Annotated in this window: 23 protein-coding genes; 20 read left to right on the top strand and 3 right to left on the bottom strand. The window is 57.2% G+C overall.

Going from position 1 to position 23,255, the window contains the following annotated elements:
• Positions 1-6 precede the first annotated feature (6 nt).
• From ACNSOI_RS08335 to ACNSOI_RS08400, 14 genes are all read left to right on the top strand, one after another.
• Complete coding sequence (locus ACNSOI_RS08335) at positions 7-759, top strand: SH3 domain-containing protein (protein WP_152437928.1); 753 nt, start codon at positions 7-9, stop codon at positions 757-759.
• Positions 729-1,373 (top strand): outer membrane beta-barrel domain-containing protein, encoded by a 645-nt coding sequence (locus ACNSOI_RS08340; RefSeq protein ID WP_106695531.1) that lies wholly within the window; start codon positions 729-731, stop codon positions 1,371-1,373. Before ACNSOI_RS08335 ends, ACNSOI_RS08340 begins: the two co-directional genes overlap by 31 nt.
• A gap of 11 nt (positions 1,374-1,384) precedes the next feature.
• Positions 1,385-1,888, top strand: a complete 504-nt coding sequence (locus ACNSOI_RS08345; RefSeq protein ID WP_106695532.1) for a TlpA family protein disulfide reductase — start codon at positions 1,385-1,387, stop codon at positions 1,886-1,888.
• A gap of 141 nt (positions 1,889-2,029) precedes the next feature.
• Positions 2,030-2,143 (top strand): DUF4266 domain-containing protein, encoded by a 114-nt coding sequence (locus ACNSOI_RS08350; protein WP_244178298.1) that lies wholly within the window; start codon positions 2,030-2,032, stop codon positions 2,141-2,143.
• The gene (locus ACNSOI_RS08355) at positions 2,130-3,284 is read left to right on the top strand and encodes a DUF3570 domain-containing protein (protein WP_420195551.1); all 1,155 of its coding nucleotides are present in this window, start codon (positions 2,130-2,132) and stop codon (positions 3,282-3,284) included. Before ACNSOI_RS08350 ends, ACNSOI_RS08355 begins: the two co-directional genes overlap by 14 nt.
• A gap of 19 nt (positions 3,285-3,303) precedes the next feature.
• Positions 3,304-3,855: an AraC family transcriptional regulator gene (locus tag ACNSOI_RS08360; protein WP_420195552.1), complete on the top strand. Its 552-nt coding sequence runs from the start codon at positions 3,304-3,306 to the stop codon at positions 3,853-3,855.
• Positions 3,856-3,863: 8 nt separating this feature from the next.
• Entirely contained in the window at positions 3,864-5,816 is a 1,953-nt protein-coding gene (locus ACNSOI_RS08365) for a hypothetical protein (protein WP_420195553.1), read from the top strand.
• On the top strand, positions 5,809-8,694 hold the full coding sequence (locus ACNSOI_RS08370) for a tetratricopeptide repeat protein (protein ID WP_420195554.1): 2,886 nt from the start codon (positions 5,809-5,811) through the stop codon (positions 8,692-8,694). Before ACNSOI_RS08365 ends, ACNSOI_RS08370 begins: the two co-directional genes overlap by 8 nt.
• Positions 8,681-9,250 carry a tetratricopeptide repeat protein gene (locus ACNSOI_RS08375; protein ID WP_420195555.1) on the top strand — a complete coding sequence of 190 codons (570 nt, stop codon included), beginning with the start codon at positions 8,681-8,683 and terminating at the stop codon, positions 9,248-9,250. Before ACNSOI_RS08370 ends, ACNSOI_RS08375 begins: the two co-directional genes overlap by 14 nt.
• Before the next feature lie 15 nt (positions 9,251-9,265).
• Positions 9,266-9,571 carry a hypothetical protein gene (locus ACNSOI_RS08380; protein ID WP_106695537.1) on the top strand — a complete coding sequence of 102 codons (306 nt, stop codon included), beginning with the start codon at positions 9,266-9,268 and terminating at the stop codon, positions 9,569-9,571.
• A gap of 139 nt (positions 9,572-9,710) precedes the next feature.
• Positions 9,711-10,418 (top strand): MotA/TolQ/ExbB proton channel family protein, encoded by a 708-nt coding sequence (locus ACNSOI_RS08385; protein ID WP_106695538.1) that lies wholly within the window; start codon positions 9,711-9,713, stop codon positions 10,416-10,418.
• Positions 10,419-10,443: 25 nt separating this feature from the next.
• Positions 10,444-10,956 (top strand): ExbD/TolR family protein, encoded by a 513-nt coding sequence (locus tag ACNSOI_RS08390; protein ID WP_152437934.1) that lies wholly within the window; start codon positions 10,444-10,446, stop codon positions 10,954-10,956.
• Positions 10,953-11,453 (top strand): ExbD/TolR family protein, encoded by a 501-nt coding sequence (locus tag ACNSOI_RS08395; protein WP_106695540.1) that lies wholly within the window; start codon positions 10,953-10,955, stop codon positions 11,451-11,453. The genes ACNSOI_RS08390 and ACNSOI_RS08395 overlap by 4 nt, the downstream gene beginning before the upstream one ends.
• Positions 11,454-11,458: 5 nt before the next feature.
• Positions 11,459-12,433: an AgmX/PglI C-terminal domain-containing protein gene (locus ACNSOI_RS08400; RefSeq protein ID WP_420195556.1), complete on the top strand. Its 975-nt coding sequence runs from the start codon at positions 11,459-11,461 to the stop codon at positions 12,431-12,433.
• A 42-nt stretch (positions 12,434-12,475) separates the two neighbouring features.
• Here ACNSOI_RS08400 and ACNSOI_RS08405 read toward each other — a convergent pair whose 3' ends face one another.
• From ACNSOI_RS08405 to ACNSOI_RS08415, 3 genes are all read right to left on the bottom strand, one after another.
• Entirely contained in the window at positions 12,476-14,200 is a 1,725-nt protein-coding gene (locus ACNSOI_RS08405) for a diguanylate cyclase domain-containing protein (RefSeq protein WP_106695542.1), read from the bottom strand.
• Between the two features lie 41 nt (positions 14,201-14,241).
• A complete protein-coding gene (locus tag ACNSOI_RS08410) occupies positions 14,242-16,044 on the bottom strand; it encodes a PHA/PHB synthase family protein (protein ID WP_420195557.1) in 1,803 nt (600 codons plus the stop codon).
• A 72-nt stretch (positions 16,045-16,116) separates the two neighbouring features.
• On the bottom strand, positions 16,117-16,473 hold the full coding sequence (locus ACNSOI_RS08415; RefSeq protein WP_106695544.1) for a phasin family protein: 357 nt from the start codon (positions 16,471-16,473) through the stop codon (positions 16,117-16,119).
• 140 nt (positions 16,474-16,613) lie between these two features.
• On the opposite strand from ACNSOI_RS08415, the gene ACNSOI_RS08420 reads away from it, so the two are divergent.
• The 6 genes from ACNSOI_RS08420 to ACNSOI_RS08445 all read left to right on the top strand — a co-directional run bounded on the left by ACNSOI_RS08420 (position 16,614) and on the right by ACNSOI_RS08445 (position 23,251).
• Positions 16,614-16,934, top strand: a complete 321-nt coding sequence (locus ACNSOI_RS08420; protein ID WP_106695545.1) for a TraR/DksA family transcriptional regulator — start codon at positions 16,614-16,616, stop codon at positions 16,932-16,934.
• A gap of 37 nt (positions 16,935-16,971) precedes the next feature.
• On the top strand, positions 16,972-18,435 hold the full coding sequence (locus ACNSOI_RS08425) for an SLC13 family permease (RefSeq protein ID WP_420195558.1): 1,464 nt from the start codon (positions 16,972-16,974) through the stop codon (positions 18,433-18,435).
• A gap of 242 nt (positions 18,436-18,677) precedes the next feature.
• A complete protein-coding gene (locus ACNSOI_RS08430) occupies positions 18,678-19,478 on the top strand; it encodes a C39 family peptidase (protein ID WP_058089514.1) in 801 nt (266 codons plus the stop codon).
• Between the two features lie 56 nt (positions 19,479-19,534).
• Positions 19,535-20,545, top strand: coding sequence for a transporter (locus ACNSOI_RS08435; RefSeq protein ID WP_286255130.1), 1,011 nt, complete (start codon positions 19,535-19,537; stop codon positions 20,543-20,545).
• 38 nt (positions 20,546-20,583) lie between these two features.
• Entirely contained in the window at positions 20,584-22,209 is a 1,626-nt protein-coding gene (locus ACNSOI_RS08440; RefSeq protein WP_420195559.1) for an OmpP1/FadL family transporter, read from the top strand.
• A 22-nt stretch (positions 22,210-22,231) separates the two neighbouring features.
• Positions 22,232-23,251, top strand: coding sequence for a MalM family protein (locus tag ACNSOI_RS08445; RefSeq protein WP_420195560.1), 1,020 nt, complete (start codon positions 22,232-22,234; stop codon positions 23,249-23,251).
• Positions 23,252-23,255 lie beyond the last annotated feature (4 nt).

Raw genomic sequence — 23,255 nt, forward strand, 5'->3', positions numbered from 1 at the left:
CGCGCCATGCCCATTGCCATTCTCATTTTAGTATTGTTTTTGCCGACCCAGAGCTGGGCTGGCTGGCTGTGGGGTCAGGGCGACGATGGCGTTGCCCGGGTGCAGGTGACCGAGCCCTACGTTGCCTGGCGGACCGGCCCGGCCACTGGCTACCCGGTTTTCCACAACAGCGAGAAAGGGGAATGGCTGACCATTCTTCAACGCAAGACCAACTGGATCAAAGTAACGGACGCCCGTGGCCGGGAAGGCTGGGTCGCCGTTGCTGATATCGCCCGGACCGTGGATGCCACAGGAAACCCTGTGGACCTTCAGGTACCGGATTTCGATTCATTCAATAACCGGCGAGTCGAAGCCGGACTGATGATGGGTGAATTTGATGGTGCCGCTGTCACGGCAGGCTATGGCGGTTTCTGGATGACAAGGAACCTTTCCGCCGAGCTCTGGGCCTCGCAGATTCTGGGCAGCGCCTCCGAGATCCGCATGGTCAATGCGAACCTGGTGCATCAGCCTTTTCCACACTGGCGGGTATCCCCTTTTTTCACGCTCGGGGTCGGCCATCTCTGGGTTGATCCCAAGGCCACCCTGGCTGAGCCAGAAGAGCGGGATAACAGTGTCGGCCATGCTGGCTTTGGCATCCGGGCTTACATCACCGATCGATATTTCATCCGTGCCGAGGTGAAGGATTACAAAGTGTTCACTACCCGGTCCACCAACGAAGAAGCGACAGAATGGAAAATCGGACTAAGCATCTTTTTCTGAAACCGCTGTGCCTCGGGGCAGGGCTATGCATAGCCATGGGGGCCCAGGCCCAGGATGACCGTCCCTTGATCGAGCCGGATGTTACCCCGGTGCCAGTCACTGAGGCGTTGATTGACACCGAGAACTTTGAAATCGGCGTTTTTGTGGGCGTGCTTAATATCGAAGACTTTGAGTCGTCACTGCTTTATGGCGGCAAACTCACCTACCACTTCAGTGAGTCCTTCTTTTTCGAGGCAGGGATAGGCTTCGCGGAGGGCGGCGAGACCAGTTTCGAAAAGCTGGCCGGTAACGTGGAGGTGCTCACCGATCGTGAGCGGGATTACAGGTATTACAACATCAACCTTGGTTACAACGTGCTTCCGGGTGAGGCCTTCCTCACCGAGAACTACGCATTCAACACCAATTTCTACCTGATCGCAGGCGCCGGCGCCACCGATTTTGCCGGTGATACCCGGTTTACCCTGAACGTGGGGGCGGGCTATCAGGTGCTGTTGACGGACAGCGTTGCCGTTCATATTGGCTTGCGGCAGCACTACTACCGAATAGATGTTCTTGGGGCCGAGAAAACCTCCATGAACACCGAGGTCAGCACTGGCCTGTCGGTCTTTTTCTGAGTACAGGAGCAATGGTTATGAAAGCATCCATAAGATCACTGGCAGCAGCGGGCATCCTGGCTTGCCTCAGCCCGCTGGCAGGCGCAGAAGCTATCAATGTCCCGGCTCCGGATTTTACCCTGGAAAGCCGTTCCGGGGAGAACCTGAGGCTGGAGGATCATCGTGGGGAAGTGGTGATGCTGAACTTCTGGGCTTCCTGGTGCGGACCCTGCCGTCAGGAAATGCCTCTGATGGATGAGTTGTACAGCCAATACAAGGATCTCGGTTTCACGATTCTCGCGGTCAATGTGGACGGGAATCGGGATGCGGCGCATCGCTTCCTGGACAAGGTGCCCGTGAATTATCCGATCCTCTACGATCCGGAGAGCTCGGTGAGTGAACTGTATGAAGTGCAGGCCATGCCGACCACCGTGATGATCGATCGCGATGGTAATGCCCGTTATATCCACTACGGATACCAGCCGGGCTACGAAGACGAGTACGAACAGCAGATTCGCGAACTGGTGCGCGAGTAATTTTCGGACGGGACGTATATGCGTAGTGTGTCGATCTTCACTGTCTCCGCCCTCCTGGTCGCTACGGTTGCGGTTTCTGGGTGCAGTTCAGTCAAGCCGTGGGTGAAACCCTATGAGCGCGATAATCTGGCGGATCCGGTCATGAGCCTCAGTCGTCACGGCACAGCGGATTCCTACATGCACCATGTCTATCAGGCCCGGGAGTCTGCACGGGGAGCGGAAGGCGGCTCGGGAGGTGGTTGTGGCTGCAACTGACAGACAACGGTTAGTACGGTCCGGGCTCTTTTTGCTGGCGCTGTTTGGGCATCAAGCCATTGCGGCAACCCTCCCGGTCGATAACGTGGATGTCCTGTACCACCGCTATGAGGGCGGTGGCATGGTTATCGACGGGCCATCCGTTTTGGTGCGCAAAAGTATCGGTCCTCAGGTTTCCGTATCTGGACAGTACTATGTCGATTCTGTTTCGGCTGCCTCCGTAGACGTTCTCGCTACAGCCAGCCCTTACAAGGAAGAGCGCAAGGAGTACACCTTTGGCATCGATTACCTGCATGACAAATCCATTCTCAGTCTGGGCTTTACCAACAGTACCGAAAACGATTACGAAGCCAATACTCTGTATTTTTCGGTCAGCCAGGAATTTTTCGGGGGCATGTCCACGTTGACCATGGGCTATGCCAGCGGCTGGGACGAAGTGCGCCGGGTTGGCAACGATTCGTTCAGGGAGGAAGCCGATCGTCGAAACTATCAACTGGGTCTGAGCCAGATTATTACCCGCAACAGCCTGATAGGTCTCGACCTTGAGGTCGTCACGGATGAGGGCTTCCTGCAGAATCCGTATCGTCAGAACCGCTATATCGATCCCAATGATTCCACGGCGTTTCTCTATCAGCCGGAGCGGTATCCGGAAACCCGCACAAGTACCTCCGTCGCGGTCCGTGCCCTCTATTACCTGCCTTACCGAGCGTCGCTCCGAGGTGAATACCGCTATTTTTCGGATACCTGGGGCATCACTGCCCATACCGCTGAACTTGGATACGTACACGGGTTGAACCAGCACTGGACCCTTGAGGCTTCCGTTCGTTACTACCGCCAGAGCGAGGCGGATTTTTACAGCGACCTTTTCCCCTTCGAGAACTCCCAGACCCATCTGGCACGGGATAAGGAGCTTAGCTCGCTTTCCGGAACAACCCTGGCACTAGGCGCGGTGTATGAATGGAAACAGACGTCTCTTCCGGGCATAGATCGCCTGCAGTTCAGTCTTCTGGTGGACTGGTTGAATTTCGAATATGACAACTTCCGGGATGTCACCGCAGCCGGTGACTTTCTCCCTGGTGAAGAACCCCTTTATTCCTTCGATGCCTACGTAACGCGGGCGTCGTTGATTCTTGAATACTGAGCATGCAGGAAGAACGACCATGGCCACTTGCTTGAACCATCGATTTCCGGCGTTTTTGGCGGCATTGACCCTCGCTTTATCATTCCCCGCTTTGGCCCAGACGGATCTGGAGTCACAGACCAACGACACCGCTGTCGCTGAGGAGGTGGAGGCTCTCAAAAAAAAGGTCATTCGCTTGAATCGCGACTTGTTTATCCTCGAAGAGGATTTACTTTTTCCGGCCAGTACTCAGGTTGCCGTGTTTCTCAGTGTGGATACCGGGAAGTTCCTGAAGCTGGATGCAGTGAAGCTGAAGGTGGACGATGAGATCGTTGCCTCTCACCTCTACACGGAGCGACAGGTGAAAGCACTTGAACGCGGCGGCATGCAGCGGCTGTACGTGGGCAACCTGAAAACCGGCGTCCACCGGATGACGGCGTTCGTTGAGGGAATCGGTCCGGATGAGCGGCCTTATAAGCAGGCCGCGTCCCTGGAATTTGAAAAGGGCACTGGCACCTCCGCTCTGGAAATCCGTGTTGAGGACCGCTCCTCCAACTATCAGCCCTCTGTATCCATTGTGGAGTGGGAGTAAGGCGCGCCGTGGGATTGAAAGTAAGCCAGCCGTCAGGTCGACGCCCGATAGTTTTTACGGGCGCTTTGCTGTGGCTGACCATCATTGCGCCAACCCAGATTCAGGCCGGGCAGCCCCAACCCGAGCGTGCCCACGACCTTCGGTACGGCTGGGCACTTTATGAATACCATCAAGGCAACGCCCTTGAGGCTCTGACCCAGCTGGCGGTAGCTCGGGAACAAGGCGGCATTGAAGGGCATGGTGATCACCCTGCTTTGGTTGAAGGCGGACTCATGCTGTCCTGGGGCATGACCCGTGAGGCCAGCCGATTGTTCACGGAATTACTCGGTGCTGATGGCGCCGGCAGCACGCTTTCGGCCGATGTCCGCAATCAGGCCTGGTTCTACCTGGGCAAGGTGTTCTACCTGGAAGGTGATCATGAGCTGGCCAGCGAGAATCTGGAGCGCGTGAATGGCGACATACTGGCTAAGGCCAACCACAACCTGTTCCGTGAGTGGATTTATCTGCAAGCCCGACTGGCCATGATGTCGGCCAGGCTCGGAGACGAAACGGAACTGGCGTCGCTCCAGGCGCAGCTGGAAGACACTGATATTTGGTCCCTTTACCTGCGGTACAATTCGGCCGTTTCCTCCCTGGCTGTAGGGGACGCTGTTGCGGCCGAAGCGGAACTGCAGGCACTCATCTCCCTCATTGATCAGTCTACCGACTCTGACGAACCAGAGGCCGAACGCCAGGGACTCTTGAGCCGGGCCCGCCTGTCACTTGCCCGACTGCATCTCAGGGGTAACCAGTTCGACGCAGCCCTGAGGGTTCTTGGGGAAATGCCCCTGAATGGGGTGTTCGCCGATCAGGCCCTGTTTGACTATGCCGTAGCCGCGGCCGGGCAGGGCCGGCCGGAGCGGGCACTTGATGCTCTCGATACCCTCGCGAAGCGCGATCTGTTTTTGCCTTGGCGCCAACAGGTACCGTATGCCCGGGCCTATGTGCTTGAGCAAATGAACCGGCCCGAGAGTGCACTGCCCGCTTTTCAAAAGGCAGCCGACCATTACCAGTCCCGTATCGAGGAGCTCGACAAGATCCGGGATGGACTCAGTGAAGAGAGCCTGATGGCCCAGCTCGATTTCAGCCGTGATAGCGACGGGATTCTCACCGATTCCTATGGACGGCTGCGGGTACAGCCAGTCGATTTCGGCATGGCCGAAGTGCTGGCTTCGGAAACCTTCCAGCAGGCTCTTGCCGAATTGAACGAGCTCTACCGGATGCAGTCCTTCATCGCCGAACGCCAGTCACGGTTCGAATCCTTCCGGATCATGCTGGAAACCCGTGAACAACAGCGCCAGGTTCGAATTGCCCAAACCCGTCGGGCGCTGGAAAACCAGCAGGCGGACCAATGGCAGCAGTTGCACCAGGAATTCAATGAGAAGATTTCCAGGGCATTGACGGAAGAAGACGCCGGGTTCTTCATGACCTCGAAACAGAAGGCACTGAGAGACAAGCTCGATGACGTTGAAGAAACTCTGGCGGGCTTGCCCGACAACGCGACCACGGCCGGCCAGCGTGCGACCTATCAGAGGATGCGCGCCTACTTCGACTGGTGGGTTGCGGATGACTATGGCGTGAATCGCTGGGCGGCGCAAAAACAGTTGCGGGAGCTGGATCGCGAAATGGATCGCTTTCAGGCCCAGCGGCAGCGGGTTGAAAAACTGATGGCCGACGACGCCCGCCATGCTGAATTGGCCCAACGCATCGCTTCCAGTGAACGGGAACTCGCGACCCTCGGGGCAGAGGTTGCCGATGCGTTGGGGAAGGCCCGGCAAGCCCTCTTGAGCCAGGTAGACACAATGCTTGTCGCCCAGCAGGAGGAGCTTAACGGTTATCTGTTGGCTTCCCGTCATGCCCAGGCGAGGCTGGCGGACCAGCTATTCCGTGCATCGCAAAGCGCAGGAGCCGGTGATGAGTAACCGGATGCCTGGAAAGATCGTGAAAGGACTTGTCATCGCCGGGACCCTTATCATGGCCAGTGGCTGCCAGATGCTGCAGTCAATGATGCCAGCCGGCAACGAGGAAATGCCCCGGGTCCGTGAGGGCACTCTGGCAGCGCTTCCGGCGACCGAAACCCGGCAAGCCAGTGACAGTAGTGAATCTGGTAGCGACCCGGCGGGTGATGTCTCCATCGAGACGGTGGTGGAGAGTTACAAGGCACTTTTGCCCCTTGTGGACGATCCCCGGAAGCAGGTCACCATCCGGCATCGGTTGGCCGATCTGGAGTTCCAGCGGGCGGAGCGTAAAATGGCCGATACCGCCGTGGATGAGCTTTCTGATGCTATTGAAGCCTACCAGCGTCTTCTGTCGGAATATCCACAGCGCGAAGGCAATGATCAGATCTACTATCAGCTTGCCAGGGCCTGGGAGCTTCGGGGTTCGACGCCTCAACAGCTTGATGCCCTGGATACCCTGGTTCAACGTTACCCCGATTCGGACTACTGGATTGAAGCCCAGTTCCGGCGCGGCGATCTGCTGTTTATCGACGGCCGGTACCGGGATGCTGAGCGGGCGTTCGACGAGGTGACCCTGGCCAGCCAGGAACGCATGGCCGACGCCTCGTTTCTGGTGAACGCCCATTACATGAAAGGCTGGAGCCTGTTCAAGCAGGCGCAATACCAGGAAGCCCTGTTCAGTTATGTGGAGGTGCTTGATCTGGTGATGCCTGAGGGGCAACCGGTTGCGGATGTGGATCAGCGGAACCAGACCCTTATCGAAGATCTGTTCAGGGTGGTGGGGCTGTCACTGTCTTACCTCGACGGTGCGGAAACACTCCAGGCGCTGTTCCGTCAGACGGGTGGGCGTCCGTATGAAATACTGGTCTACGACCGCTACAGCGAGCTCTTGCTCGAGCGGGAACAATACAGTGACGCGATTGATGTCTTTGAAGCCTTTATAGAAGACCATCCGGCAAGCCCCTGGGCACCGCGCTACCACATCCGGATTATCGATACCCTGGAGCTGGCCGGCTTCACCGGCACCATCCCTGAACGAAAGGCCGGCTTTGTCAGCCTTTACGGACTCTACAGCGATTACTGGCAGTCAGCGGGCCCCGATGCGATCGTTTTTATCGAACAGCAACTGGAACAGCTGTTGCCAGAACTGGCAGACCGTCAGTACCTGCTGGCAGGGGAAGCCACGGGTGATCAGCAGGCCGACGATCACTACCGCAAAGCTGCCAGTTATTACGCCGAGTTTGCGGCTACCTTCCCGAATCATCCCCGTACACCTGAGCGTCTCTTTCTCCTGGGTGAAGCCCATCTGGAGCTGGAAGACTGGCCGGCCGCCATCGCAGCGTTCGAGCGGGTTGCCTATGACTACCCCGATGACAGGGTGCCCGAGCGGGCAGCTGAGGCAGGTTACGCTTCGGTACTGGCCTTCCGGGAATATGCAAAGACATGGGACAACCAATCCGTATCGGAGCAGGTGGCCTATCGGGAGCTACAGCAGTTGAATCGACTGAGGTTTGCAAACGCGTTTCCGGGCGATCCTCGGGCTCCGGCGGTGTACTACATCGCGTTGCAGCGGGAGTTTGACCAGAACAATTGGGAAGAGACCGTCAACATGGCGGCCCGCCTTGTTACCTGGCAGCCCGCGCCTCCGGCCAGATTAACGACCGAAGCCTTGTTGTTATATGGCCACAGTGTGTCCGAGCTGGCGCGATACGCAGAGGCGGAACAGGCTTACCGAGATGCCTTGGCGACAATGACTGAAGACGATGAACGCAGGGGCGGGGTGCGCGAAAATCTCGCCGCAGCTGTCTATCGGCAGGCAGAGCAGTTGGCTGATGCCGGCAATGTGGAGGCTGCGGTCAGCGAATTCCTGCGAGTCGGCACCACTGTTCCCGAATCCGTCCTGCGGGCAAATGCGGAATATGACGCTGCCTCCCTCCTTATCACCGCCAACCTTTGGGATCAGGCCATCGGTGTGCTGACCAGTTTCCGGCAGTCTTTCCCGGACCATGAACTGATTGATACGGTCCCGGCAAAACTGGCGCTGGCCTACCGTGAAACCGCGCAATGGGAGCGGGCAGCCGACGAACTTCAGCAAATGGTGACCCTGGCGACAACGCCGGAAGAGCGAAGGGAAAATCTGTTAATTGCAGCAGAATTGTACGACCAGGCTGGCAACCGGGAAAAGGCGATCGACACCTGGCGAAAATACGCCAACCGCCATCCCGAACCCGCTGATGTCTACATGGAAGCAGCCAATCGACTGGCTGAGCTCTATCAGGAAGAAGGTGATGCAGAAAAACGGGATTACTGGTTGCGCAAGCAAATGGAAACAGTGGACCAAAGCCCGGACGCATCTGACGATCGCATGCGTTACCTTGCGGCATCAGCCTCTGCAATGCTCGCCCGCGATGCCCTTGCCCGATATGACAGCATTCGCCTGACGCTGCCTCTGAACGAGAGCATGACGGCAAAGACCGATGCACTCGAAAGGGCCGTCAATGCCTACAAGAAAACAGCCAGCTACGGCCTCTCGTCGTTTGCCACCGAAGCGGGTTACCAGATCGCCCATATCTATGGACGCCTTGGTGCCGATCTGATGGACTCGGAGCGCCCCACCGGTTTGAGCGAGCTTGAACTGGCACAGTACGAGCTACTCCTGGAAGAACAGGCCTACCCATTTGAGGACAACGCCATCGATATCCACGAGCAGAACATCCGGCGGGCCCGGGAGGGCATATTCGATGAGTGGGTTCAGCGCAGCTACGAGGCCCTGAAAGTCCTGTTGCCGGGGCGTTACCGGAAGGAAGAAGTGACCTCGGGGGTTGTCTATGAGCTCGATTAAGGCCGAAGGGCTCTGTCTTTTGGTGATCGTCACATTGGCTGGATGCGTGACAGCCCCAACGCCGCCAGAGTCTGGTGGGCAAGCTGAGCAGGCTGTCCTTGACGACTCATTCAGCGAAGCGGTTCAGGCCATGGAGCAGGGCGACCTTACCGACGCCAGGGCCCGGTTCGAGCAACTGGCGAGGGACTATCCCGATAAGTCCGGACCCATGGCAAACCTTGGCATCATGGCGTTCCAGGAAGAAGAGACCGATACCGCGAAACAATGGTTTGAGCGTGTGCTGGCGGTGAATCCCGAACATGTCCAGGTGTTGAATCATCTGGGCGTGATTGCCCGACACGCCGGAGAATTCGATGAGGCAGAACGGTATTACCGCGCCGCGCTGGCCGCGGATCCGGATTATGCGCCCGCGATTCTTAATCTGGCTTTCCTGTTTGATATCTACCTGGGGAAACCTGCGGATGCGGTTGAACTCTATGAGCGTTATCAATCCGCTGCCAGCGAGCCGGACCCGAGACTGGAAGACTGGATCTTCGATGCGAAGAACAGAATCTGATGTGGAAAAGGTGATATGAAACGTACCGCGCTAATCGCTCTCGCAGTCACCGTTCTGATACCCACGGCGCCCATGCTATACGCCCAGGACACCTTGGGCGTTGTGACCATTGAGGGCACACGCATCCGTGGTGATCAGGAAGTGCCTACGGTGATGTATCTGGTGCCCTGGCAGCCGCCTGAAGTGGATGAGCTGCGTGGGCCGGAGGAACGCCTGATGGTCGATCAGGGCCTTCGGCCCCTGGAGCGCTACGAGTTTCAGCGTTTTATCAGGTACCACGAAGCGTTCATCAGCCAGACCCAGGCAGCAGATGGGGAATAGACTGTGATGGTTGTCGCATCCCGAGTGTGTTCCTGCGCAATATTAAACAAACCCTCACACAGACTTTCGCGAACTTACCCTTGCAGGGGAGTTACGCGCTTAGACTGATCTGAAAACCGGACCATGGAGTGCCCAGAAAATGATCGATACCGCCGTTCGCTTCTTCCAGGAAGGTGGCTTTTTTATGTTTCCGATCGCCGTTGTGCTGATTGTCGGACTCATTGTTGCCATTGAACGTTATGTCTACCTTTCCGCCCAGAAACTGACCAACCGTCGGGACTTCAACCGACTACACCAGATGATTGCCAAGCGCGATCTGAAGGGCGCCCTGAATTATACCCAGGAGTCCGGTAGTGCCATGTCGACCATGATCGGTTTTGGTCTTCAGCGCCTGGCCCGCCGCCAGGGTCGCGAAGAAATCGAATACGCCATGGAAGAGGGGCTGCTGGATGTCATGCCCCGTCTGGAGAAGCGCACTCAGTACCTGGCAACACTGGCCAACATCGCCACGCTGCTGGGCCTGCTTGGTACCATTATCGGTTTGATTGCCGCCTTTACCGCAGTAGCCGCAGCGGACCCGGCCCAGAAGGCGAGCCTGTTGTCCCAGAGTATCTCGGTCGCCATGAACACCACCGCCTTCGGCCTTATGTCGGCCATTCCTATGCTGCTGATCCACTCGCTGCTGCAGACCAAGACCAATGAGATCGTCGACAGCTTCGAGATGGCCGGCATCAAGGTTCTGAACCTTCTCAGCGACGGCTCTGGCTATAAACCCGGCGCCCAACCACAGCCCCAGAATGTCGGCGCGCCGGCACAGGTAGCGACTCCGGCCGGTAGCCCGGCCTGATAACCAGCCAGAAGGATATCAGGCCATGAGACGGAAGCATCGTCGCCTACAAAGTGAGGCCGATCTCGACATCACGCCATTCATGAACCTCATGATTGTGCTGGTGCCGGTACTGCTGCTGAACATGGTGTTTGCCCACACCAGTGTTCTGGAACTGAACTTCCCGACCGGCGAGAGCTTGTCGGCAGAGCAGGCTGAAGAACTGCAGATCCAGGTGGTGATCTATGAGGACCGGTTGGTCGTTGCAGATAACCAGGGCGGCGTCATCAAGGACATTCACCGGCGTGAGGGCGAGCATGATTTCGTTCTGCTCAAGGATGTCATGAAGGAAATCAAGAGCCGTGTGCCGGACAAAAAGGATGTGGTCATCATGCCGTCCCGGCAGACCTCCTATCAGTCACTGGTTTCCGTGATGGACACCGTGCGTTCTTATGAAGCCGTGGTGGCTGGCAGTGTTGTTGAGGCAGAACTATTCCCCGAAATCTCGCTCGGTGATGCGCCTGCCCAGGCCTCGGGATCCGCGGAGGTGAGTTCATGAAAGAATCCGCCAAGGCCCGCCGTCTGAAGCGCCACTATCGGCGCAACAAGAGCCAGGGAAAGATGAACCTTGTGTCGCTGATGGATATTTTCACCATCCTCGTGTTCTTTCTGATGGTGAACTCGTCGTCTGATGTACAGGTTCTCAACCAGAACAGCACCATCAAATTGCCTGATTCCACTGCCCAGCAACCCCCGGGTGATGTACTGGCACTGACCGTGACCGACCGGGATATTCTGGTAAACGGTCGACTGGTGGTGAAACGCGACGCCTTCCAGACCTTCGACGGGCAGGTTGAGCCATCCCTGAAGCAGGAGCTCGACTACCAGGCCAGCCGTTCGTCGGCGCCAGCGCCGGATGCAGGTCGCCCGATTACCATACTTGCGGACCGGGAACTTCCTTACGAGCTGCTCAAGAAAATCATGTCCACCTGTGTGGATGCGGGTTTTGCCAGCATTTCCCTGGCGGTTAATCAGCGCACGGAACAGGGGGCCTGAGGCTAATGGATTATCGCTACGGATTGCCCTGGAATCAGGAGAGGGGAGAGCGCAAGCGACTGTTGGCGGCGGCGGTTGTCGTCGTGCCCCTGTTTCTGGCTTTCGCGGTTTATGTCAGTTGGGTTGAGTTGCCGGAAAAGGATCGGCAGGAACAGGAAGCCTTGCCGCCCCAGCTAGCGAAACTGATTATTGAGAAAAAAGAGCCACCCAAGCCGGTGTCGCCAGAACCGGAGCCGCCAAAGCCTGAGGAAAAGCCGGTGGAGCAGGCGAAGCCTGAGCCAAAACCCGAACCTGCTCCCCCGCCGGTTGTTCCAGAACCGGAAGTGGCTCAGAAGCCAGAACCAGAACCCAAGCCGGAAGAGGTGGCCAAGGCTCGGGAGAAGGCGAAAAACACCGGTATTCTGGCCATGGGTAATGAGCTCTCGAAGATCAGTTCGCTAGCGGAATCGGTCAAGCTGGATAGTCCGGTTACCAATACCGCCGAGCCGATCGCCAGGAAGACCGGTGATACGCTGGCGTCCCGCGCTACTGAAAACACCCGCAGTAGTGGCGTGAACGAAACCGCCTTGACCCGGGAAACCCGTGAGCTCGCCCTGGCAGAGCGGAAGCGCGTGGAGGTGGCCGAGGCTGAACGTGTGGCTGCGGTAAAAGAGACAGTGCGCAGGGAGCAGCAGGAAACTGCCTCGAAATCCCGTAGCCGCGAGGAACTGCGCCGCACCATGGATGCCAACAAGTCCGCCATCTACAGCATTTACAATCGGGAGTTGCGCCGAAAACCTTCGCTCCAGGGCAGTATCACGCCAGAGCTGGTCATTGAGCCAAATGGAGCGGTTTCCAGTTGTTCGGTAGTGGAGTCAACGCTCAATGAACCGGCACTCGAGAACAAAATCTGCAACCGGTTGCGGCTGGTGGATTTTGGTGCACGGCCAGGGGTAGACAAGACCACCATTCGTTATCCGATCGAGCTGTTGTCGAGTTGATGGTGTGAGCGGCATCCGGGTTGCTACCTGGATCGCCGCTGATCAGGCGCTTTCGACAGCGCTGGGCGCAAACAGCGTGTAACAGTTCCGGCCGTCGCGTTTGGAACGATACATGGCGATATCGGCACCGTTTAGAAGCTCCTGAACGGTAGTGCCATCCTCCGGATACAGGCTGATGCCGATGCTGGAGCCGATCTGGATACTTTCGTTATTGATAATGTAAGGTTTCCTGTTCAGCTCGATCAACCGCTCCGCCACCTGGGTGACGTCCGAAAGCTTGTCGAGCTCCGGCAGCAGCACAATGAACTCATCGCCGCCGAGCCGCGCGAGGGTATCGTCTTCACGCAGGTAATCGCGTACCCGGGCGGTAAACTGAAGCAGCAGCTCGTCGCCGACCGCATGTCCAAGAGTGTCGTTGACCTCCTTGAACCGGTCCAGGTCGATAAACATCACCGCCAGCAACATGTCTTTTCGGTGTGCGTGGCGTATGGCATGTTCCAGACGATCTTCCAGCAGTCGCCGGTTGGGAACGCCGGTGAGTGCGTCGTAGTAGGCGAGCTGGCGGATCTGCTCTTCGTTCTTGCGATTCTGGGTAATGTCGGTGAACAGGCCGGCGTAGTGCGTGGTCTGCCCGTGATCATCAGTGATGGCGGTGATGGTCAGGAGTTCCAGGTAAAGCTCGCCGGTTTTGCGCCGGTTCCAGATCTCACCGCGCCAGTAGCCATGGGTTGTCAGGGACTGCCACATGCGCTTGTAGAACTCCGCATCGTGCCGGCCGGAGGATAGCACCTCTGGTGTGCGCCCGATGACCTCGTCCGGACTGTATCCGGTCAGTTGGGTAAAGGCCGGGTTCACGAACTCGATCCTGACATCCTTGTCGGTCACCATAATGCCTTCGAACGAGGATTCGATAACCCTCTCGGCCAGCTGCAGAGTACGGCGGGACTTTGCCAGCGCCTGGTCCCGCTGTTCGAGCGCTTCCCGCAGGTCATCCAGGTACATCTGTTCGGCGCCAGCGAGCATATCCTGGTAGCCGATCAGACCGGTCACTTCACCACTCAGGTTGACCACCGCCAAGTGCCGTATCCGGTGATCAATCAGCAAATCCCGGGCGTGGATCAACGGGTCTTCTTCGTTGACGGTGAGCAGGGGGCGCGTCGCCAGCTCATGTACCGGAGTGTTGCTGGTGTGGCGGGCGATAAAACGCACCATATCCCTTTCGGTCAGGATGCCCAGTTCACCGTCGCCACAAGTCACCACCACCGCATCTGCGTGGTGATGGTGCATCTGGCTGGCGACTTCAGCGAGTGATTGGGTTCCATTGGCCAACAAGGGTGGCCGGGCAACCACGGCCCGGACTTCCCGGAGTTTCAGGTAGGGTTCCAGCCCCTGATTGAGCGCCAGGTCAGTCTGGGACAAGATGCCAACGGGTGCTTCATTTTCATCGACGACCAGGAAGTGTCGCTTGCCGCTGTCTCTCAATCTGATGGCTGCCTGGCCGGCGTCCATGGTGCTGGGTAAGGTCAGAACCGGAGAGCTCATCACCGTGCTGACCGGCTGGTTGAACCGGTCGGGGTCACTGAAATCCAGTGCCAGGGCATCATGTTCTGTCCAGATGCCGATCACGTGGTCCTGGTCCGCGATCAGGATCGAGCTAACGGAGTTTTCCGACATTCGCGCCGCTGCGTCGGCAATACTGGTTTGAGGACTACATTGCAGTAAAAGCCCGCTGTACATAATGCGGGAAATGGGGAGCGGCTGCGCCATCGATAATCCTGTTTTTATCAGCGTTTTATCACCGCTCCAGTTTAGCAACGACCGGCCTCCGCTGCCTTAACTTTCACGTAGCTGCCCGGCGCATCCTCCAGGATGTCAAGCTTGCCGTCTCCGGGCTGCCGCGCTGGCACCTGAGGGCCTTCAAAGTTCGCTATCCAGGTTTTCCAGTGCGGCCACCAGGAACCCGGGTGGTGCTCGGCGGACTGGAACCAATCGTCGGCTTCCGCTGGCAGGTCGTCGTTGGTCCAGTAGCCGTACTTTTCCTTGTAGGGTGGATTGATAACTCCTGCGATGTGTCCGGAACCAGACAGTACGAAAGTGACCTGGCCTCCGTAAACCTTGGCGCCTTCGTAGGTGGTTTTCCACTTGGCGATGTGGTCCTGGCGGGCAGACAGGAAGAATGACGGAACCTGAATCTCGGCCAGGTTGATAGATTCACCAGCCAGGCTGAGGGCATCGGGCTCGACCAGCCGGTTGTGCAGGTACATTTCCCGCAAGTAGTAGCTGTGCATTCGAGCGGGCAGGTTGGTGCCGTCGGTGTTCCAGTAGAGCAGGTCAAACGCGGCGGGCTTCAGGCCTTTGAGATAGTTATTGGTCCAGTACGACCAGAACAGGTCGTTCTCTCGCAGCAGGTTGAAGGTAAAGGCCATAGCTCGGCCATCCAGATACCCTTTCCTGTCCATGGCGCGTTCAATACCACGAATCGAGTGGTCGTTGATAAATACACCAATACCGCCGGGATCAGAAAAATCCAGCAACGTGGTCAGGTAGGTGGTGCTGACAATTGGCTTGCGCTGTTTTTTCTCGAGCCAGGCCATGGTAGAGCCTAACAGGGTGCCGCCAATACAGTAGCCGATGGCGTTCATCCGCTCCTCGCCAGTTGCCTCTCTGACGGCATCCATGGCAGCCAGTGGCCCCAGGGTCATGTAATCTTCCCAGCCTTTGTCCTTTTGCGCTGGCCCCGGGTTGCGCCAGGACACCACGAAAACCGTCTGGCCCTGGTCTACCAGCCATCGGATAAAGGAGTTCCTGGCGGTCAGGTCCAGGATATAGAACTTGTTGATCCAGGGCGGGACAATCAGTAGCGGGCTCTGGGCGACGGTTTTGGTCGTCGGCGTATACTGGATCAGTTGCATGAGCTCATTCTGGTAAACCACCTTGCCTGGGGTCGTGGCCAGGTTACCGCCCACTTCAAACGCCGAGCGGTCGGTCATGCCCACATTTAACAGGTTCGGGTTCTGGCGCTGGTCTTCAACCAGGTTGCGCATGCCGTCAACCAGGTTCATGCCTTTGCGTTCCCAGGTAATACGTAGAACTTCCGGGTTGGTCAGCGGATAATTGGATGGTGACAACGCACTGGTCAGTTGGCGTGCGTAGAACAACATCTGGTCCCGGCTTGGGCCAGGCAACCCCTCCATATTCTCAACCCATTGCAGGAAGGCTTTCGAATTGATCAGGTAGGCCTGCTGAAGTACGTCGAACGGCAGATGTTTCTGCCAGTCTTCGGCCAGAAATCGGCGGTCGTCCTGGTCGGGTTCAATAACCGGACCAGCGGGTTTGCCAGTCAGGCGGGCAAGAGTGTAACGGGCCAGGCCCAGGTGCTTTTTGGCCAGGTCAATTTCCGCGCTGGCAAACCGCAACGGATGAAGCAAAAGGTCTTCAGCCATAGTTCGATAGGCGTCCGACATCTCGCTCAGGGTAGAAAGCTTGGTGTCGTCTACCAGGCCGGTGTCACCGAGCCATTTTTCCAACTGTTGCTGGCCCTGGCGGACATTGTCATCGAACGCCTTTACCAACTGGTTTGCGGTTTTACTGACCAAATCCAGACCAAACATGGCGCCTCCTGGCAACAGATATAAAAAGGTCGGAAAGGCAGTGCCAATCCGACCGTTGCAGCTGTTAATGAATCAGGCTGCGGATTTGTTACCGCCAGATTTCTGGGCCGGGGCTTTCTCTTTGGCGGTTTCAGGGGCTTCGGCCTCAAACACTTTCTGCACCTGCTCACGGGTCTCGGTGAGATAGTCCTGCCAGGCTTTCCAGTCACTGGTGAACTGTTCGCTAAGTGATTTGAGAGTTTCTGCCTGTTCGGAGGTTACCTGCTTCAGGCCATCCAGGTCGCGTACTTCGGATACCTTGCGGGCCTGATCCATGGCAACGTCGGCATAGCGACGAAAGGCTTCCATCTGCATTTCGGTAGCTTTGCTGAACTGGGCGAACAGGGTTTGGTTCAGGCGGTTGGCTTTTTCGAAAAGATCTGTACTCATTTAATACAACTCCTTTGTATATGGGATGACTGAGCAGCTAGTCTACCGTATGGGGAATGACACGATTTTGACAGGCGTCAAACCCCGATTCAGCATATTCTCTAGGGTATAGACCAATAACAACCCGCCGGGAGATGGCCATGAGCAATCGTAAATCTGAACTTGAAACCCTGAAGGCCGACCTTGAAGCCAGGCTGGTGCGTTATCAGGCTCATCAGCGCCGGGAGACCGGAGCCCTTGACAAGGATTTTGAAGAGCAGGCTAGCCAGACCCAGAACGACGAAGTGGTGGATTCGTTGGAAGTAGAAACCCGGGCAGAGCTTGTTCAGATTGCCCATGCCCTTGATCGTATCAACAACGGTCTTGGGGACGAGTGCGAGAAGTGTGGTGAGGAAATTGACCCCAGACGTTTGCAGGTGTTGCCCTACACCACAGTTTGTGTAGATTGCGCCGCTGATTGAGCAGGCCAGTTCATCGTCCCAAACCAGGGGGTAATACATGACAGCAACGCAGTCTTCGGAGAGCAAGCCTCGGGGTTTACCCAAAAGCCAGGTTATCGGTTTCTTCCTGGGTGTCCTGTTTCTTCTTGTCACCCTTCTGGTGCCAGCGCCGGAGACCATGAGCCCGGAGGCTTGGGCGGCGCTGGGGCTGATGTTGCTGATGGCCACCTGGTGGTCAACCGAGGCCATCCCGATTCCTGCGACCGCATTGCTGCCGATTGTTCTGATTCCGGCCCTGGGGCTGGGGTCGATTGGTCAGGCGACGTCACCTTACGCTAATCCGATCATTTTCCTGTTCCTGGGTGGCTTCACCCTGGGGCTGGCCATGCAGCGCTGGAACCTGCACCGTCGAATAGCCCTGCTTACGCTCAGGGCCGTGGGTGACCAGCCCAAGCGCCAGGTGGCCGGGTTCATGTTGGCCACCGCATTTCTCAGCATGTGGGTCAGCAATACGGCCACGGCCATCATGATGTTGCCCATAGGTTTGTCTGTGGTGGCGATGATGGATAGCTCCAACCCTGAGGGTGTGCGGCGCTATGCAACCGCCTTGCTGTTAGCCATTGCCTATTCGGCGAGTATTGGCGGAATTGCCACCCTGATTGGGACACCGCCCAATGCCTTGTTGGCAGCGTACCTGAGCGAAAATCAAGGCATTTCCGTGGGTTTTGCCCAATGGATGTTGCTGGGTGTACCGGTGTCGGTGGTCATGCTGGTGCTAGCCTGGTGGTGGCTGACCCGGAAGGATTTTGGCATTGGTGGCTCGGCAGATAGCGGGGAGATGATTCAGAATGAGCTGGCGAAACTGGGCTCCATGAGCCGGGGTGAGAAGCTGGTTGCCCTGGTGTTTCTGGTAACGGCGGCCGCCTGGATTTTCCGGCCTTTGTTGTCCGCCAGCCTGATGCCGTGGCTCAGCGATACCGGCATCGCGATTGCGGCTGCCATTGCCATGTTTATTATTCCTGTTAACACCGCCGAGCGGGTGTTTGTGCTGGACTGGGATTCGGCCAACAAGCTGCCCTGGGGTGTGCTCCTGCTATTCGGTGGTGGTCTGGCCATGGCGGGTGTTATCAGTAGCTCAGGGCTGGCGGAGTGGATTGCCCAAAGCCTTGGTGTTGCCGGGGTGTTGCCGACACTGGTCATGATTGTTCTGGTCGCTACTGTCATTATTTTTCTGACGGAAGTGACCAGCAATACCGCCACCGCCGCAGCGTTCCTGCCCCTGTTGGGTGCCCTGGCCATGTCGCAGGGTGTGTCGCCGTTGTTGCTGACGGTGCCTGCGGCCATCGCGGCCAGTTGTGCCTTTATGATGCCGGTAGCGACTCCGCCCAATGCGATTGTGTTTTCCAGTGGCCACATGCGAATTGCCGATATGATTCGAGCTGGTTTTGCCCTGAACATTATTGGCATCATTGTTGTGACCTTCATCAGCTACCTGCTGCTGGGGGTTGTCTTTACCCTCTGATGGGGTAGCTCGCCCATCGGTTTTCCTTCCCCGCGGCCTGTTTCGGATACCTTCCGGAGCGGGCCGGCATTCGTGGTTCCGTCGAGCCTTGAACCAGTTCTCAGTCCTTCCATGTCAGGCCCCTTCTGCAGCGACAGATTTGAGGCACAGTTATCTTTAAGCCGGTCGCGATTTCGGTATCGTACCGTAACAACATGTAACCCGATAAGTTGCACGTCTAATAAAAACAGGGACTTTCCACGATGCTGCTGGTGCTGGCCGGATCCATTCTCACGTTCACTATGGTGCAGGAAGCCACCGAGGTTGAGCCGTTTGATCGGGGCACGATTGTTATCCAGCAGAACGTGGACACCAGTCCGGCGCTGCTACGTTCTGATGTTCGGGTCGAGCCTCTGGTTGAACAGAAATTCCGTAACATCGTCCGTCAGGCATACGACTACAGCTGTGGCAGTGCGGCCCTGACAACCGTCCTGAATTTCTATCTGGGCAGAAACCTGTCTGAACGTCAGGTGATGGAAGGATTGCTCCACTACGGTGAGAGTGAGCGCATTGTTCAGCGCCGGGCGTTTTCAATGTTGGATATGAAACGACTGGTCACCGCCCTGGGTTATCCCTCCGGTGGCTTCCGGGCCAAGATTGATGACCTCATGGAGTTGGACCACCCCGCCATCGTTCCCATCGATCACGCCGGTTTCAAGCATTTTGTGGTGCTTAGGACCATTCGTGACGGGCGGGTATACCTGGCGGATCCTGCCGTTGGCAACATCTCCTTCACGCTCGATCAGTTCGAAGAAAAATGGGACGACAACGTTCTGTTTATCGTTTTTCCGGGTAGTGACAAGCCGCTGGATAACCTTGAACTCAAAGAAGAAGATCTGCGATTTGTGGATGACCAGACAATGACCCTGCTGGCGTTACAGCAAATGCCTGTATTCCATGAATCCACCGAAAGACGTATCCAGAATGTGCTCGAACGTCAGAAAAACAACCCGGACGGCAGCGTAGAGAATACTCGAAAACAGCTGTACTACCGCCGCAACTAATTTTCCGGGTGGCAAGCCCGGAACAGGAATAAAACCAATAAAAGTAGGGAGTCAGGATGAATCGTTGGTTAGTGCGAGGCTTTATCCTTGTTTCCGCCTCGGGTCTGCTTCCGGCCATGTCGATGGCCCAGGATGGCAATGTTGATCAGGCGCGGGAAGCGCTGGCCCGTCAGGAAGGCGATGAGGATGCCACAAGGCAGCTGGAGGAAGTGTTCCAGGCGGCGGAAAAGAACTATTCGCTGCAGAAAAAGGGCACTCACTCCCTGAACTATTCCTTTGACTATTCCTACACCGGTGACCAGCGCCTGGACCTGGCCATTACCAATGGTTCGGTTCGTAATCTCGATGTTGTGCCCTCAGCCACGCACAACTTCACCAACGCTTTCTCCTACGACTATGGCCTGCTGGATAACCTGACTATTGGCACACGTATTCCCCTGGTGGTGAAATACGACACCGAGGACGAGTTGTCAGTCTATGACTTCGGCGACATCTCCTTCACTGGCCGCTGGCAACCCTTCGCTTACGTACCGGGCAAGGTATCAACCACCTTCTTTGGAACGCTGACCTCGAAAACCGGTGTCAGCCCCTATGAAATTGACATCAAGGAGCAGCTGTCCACCGGCAGTGGGTATTACTCCATCGGCGGCGGCCTCAGTATGTCCAAGGTGCTGGACCCTGTGGTGGTCTTCGGCTCGGTCAGTGCTACCTACAATATTGAAGAAGATGGTCTGGAGCAGGTCCGGGGCGCCCGCCTGCTGACCAAGGTTGAGCCCGGCTTCGGGTTGTCCGGTTCTGCCGGCTTTGCCTACTCGCTGTCCTACGACATTTCCCTGAGCATTTCAGCCCAGCTCAGTTACAGCGACGAAACCGTGCTCACGTTCCGCAATGGCGATCAAGCCGTTGCACAAGACCAGATGACCGGCTTTCTGAGCATGTCCCTGGGTACCCGGGTGAGTGACACCACCATCGTCAACACCAGCCTGGGCATCGGGCTGACCGAAGATGCTCCGGATTTCTCCCTGGGTGTATCCCTGCCCATTAATTTCTCCGGCCTCAAAGAGTGATTGGAGCTGCAGACGATTTAAGGGAAGGGAAGAACTTCATGGCACATTTCAGCCAAAAAAAGCAGCTTCTGGGAGCCGTTATCGCTGCATCCCTGTCCTGTGGCGCACACGCGCAGCTGGCCCAGAACCTTACTATTCATCCCAAGGCTCTGGCGTTGGGAAACGCGGTGACGGCGGACCCGCCCGGCATCATGGCGATCCATTACAACCCGGCCGGTTTGACGAGGCTGAAAGATCGTCAGCTTGAGGTAAACCTGCTGAGTATCTATCTGGATATCGATGCTGATTTCATCGCGCCAGATGGTTATGAAATCTTCGGTATCGACGGGCTTGAAATCGACCCGAACACGGGTAAACAGCGGGATCCCGTGGCCAATACGCACAGTCACACCAACAACGTAGCGCTCTACGTGCCAGGGTTCGGGATTCTGAAAGCGCCACCGGGTCCCGCAGTCGCGCCATCTGCTGGCATCAGTATCAATCCTCCGGGGTCAAAACTGACCTTTGCCAACGCCTTCTACCTGCCGCTGGCCGCCGGTTTCTATCGGGACAAGGACGACCCGGGCCGTTACCAGCCCCAGGCCACGGCATTGCAGCGCACCACCTATCTGTCGCCAAGCGTGGGTTATGAAATCAATGACCAGTGGTCGGTGGGTGCGGGTATTCACCTGTCACACATGGGCATTGCGGCCGATCAGTATATGCGTGCCCCCAACATGTTGTTGGGCGTCGCGGAAGTACTTCAGGATGCGTTCAACTGTGAGAGTGGCGATGAGCCCCTACAGCCCTGGCTGGCCCTGTGTGGCGGTAACGTGGGCCCCTGGGATGATATTGGTGCTTTGAGCATCAATGTTCAGGAAACCATATCGCCAACCTACACCCTGGGGGTGCTCTGGGAGCCGAACGACTGGTTTCGCTGGGGGGCAAGCTATACCTCTGAAGCGGACATGAACCTCAAAGGGACGTTCGAGATCCAGTACACCGACGACTGGTCCGGTTTCTGGCAGAGCGTTAACGGTTCGGTATTGGGGGCCATTACCTCAGCCATTCTGAGCCTGCCATCGGGGGCCCCCCGGGAAGCGGGTAACGTCAGTATGGACCTGGTGTATCCGCAGCATTTCCAGACCGGTATCAGTGTCGATGTTCACCCCAAACTGACGCTGAATGCCGATGTGGGTTGGACAGACTACGCCCAGTGGGATGCCTTCGTGTTCCGCTTTGACCGTAATCTGGAGTTCCTGAACGCCGCGCGGATTCTGTCGCCCGACAACGCAACACCGAACACCCTCCGATTGCCGCTGGGCTTCAAGAGTCAGTGGAACTGGGCGTTCGGGGCTGAATTCCATGCGTCATCGCGACTGGACTTACGGGCCGGTGTCGAGATTCGGGACTCAGTCATTCCGGATGACCAGCGCTCGATCATGGCGCCGTTCGGTGGCGCCAACCTCTACAGCATCGGAATGGGGTACAAGTGGGACAAAAAGACCGAGATCGACATGAATCTGTCTTATCTCCACTCCATCGAGACCATTCCGGCCAACACCAGCTGTAACGTGAACTGTGACAACATCACCAACATCATCTATAACCCCTATGCCGGACTGGATATAAAAACCTCGTTGCGGGTGGTTATGGCGGGGCTGAGCTTCCGGACCAAGTTCTGATTGCTGCTGGCGGGAAACGGGTATGACAACGGCTCAATTGAAATGCCTGACGGCGTTCATGGTAGCGATGGTGATGACAGGCTGCCAATCGCCTGGAGCGCCTGCGGGGGAGCGCGAGGGCTACTTCTCCTGGGTGGATGAGCAGGGCCGTGTTCAATACACCCGCATTCCAGACACCGAAGCCAGGCCGACATCTTCGCAGGAGGAGGGCGCCCGTCGCCCCGCCGAGCGCGAGGAACCAGCGCTTGAGCCAGACGCCGAATACACCCTCGACAGCTATCCCGATGGCGATGAGCTGGACAAAGCCGGCAATCTTCGGCCTGGTCAGCGACAACCCTATTTCACCTGGCGAGATGCCGATGGCAATCTCCGTGTCAGCTACTATTCGCCCGACACCCGTAGCGACGTTGAGAAGGGCCTGATTGCGGCGCCTGTAGAGTTGAGCCCCGCGAGCGTTTATCACCGAGGTGAAAGCGCCTTTGCCGAGCCAGTGGAGGGTTACGATCCGGATGCCTTTGCCATACTGGGCGTCGAGCAGGAACCTGAAAGTGAGTTTGAAGCGTTCAGTCGTCACTGTTGTGGCAGTCTGTCGTCCCGCTCCACTCAGACCTGGCAAGAGGGGCGTGAATTCGGCGTCAGGCTTGAGGCGTCGTCCCCGGAACATGATTTTGACACCGGTCGCTCGCCGTTCCAGTTGATAGCCTTGCCTACCCGAGCCACCGTGCCGGCCTTTGTGGCCCGATTGAGAAGTTATGATCACAACGGCCTGGTTATTCCAAGCCTGGCCTTTCTCGACAAGGATTTTCAGCCCGTCCGGCTGGTGACCGATCTGGTCATGGATTACTCACCAGAGACCTGGCGCCGAAGGGGTTATCTGGAGGCCTGGGTGCCGGTGTTCCCGGGCCAGGGCGAGCGTTGGCTGCTGCTTTATACCCGTGAGCAGGATTTGCAGGCTCAAACCGTTGTTGAGACCCGACAGGGTCCGAAGGCGATACCGCACGTCCGGTTTGGGGAGTTCGGTATCGCCACCTTCGAAGATTAACCGC

Origin of the sequence: Marinobacter sp. GH_1, assembly GCF_048595985.1 — a bacterium.
Lineage (GTDB): Bacteria > Pseudomonadota > Gammaproteobacteria > Pseudomonadales > Oleiphilaceae > Marinobacter > Marinobacter shengliensis.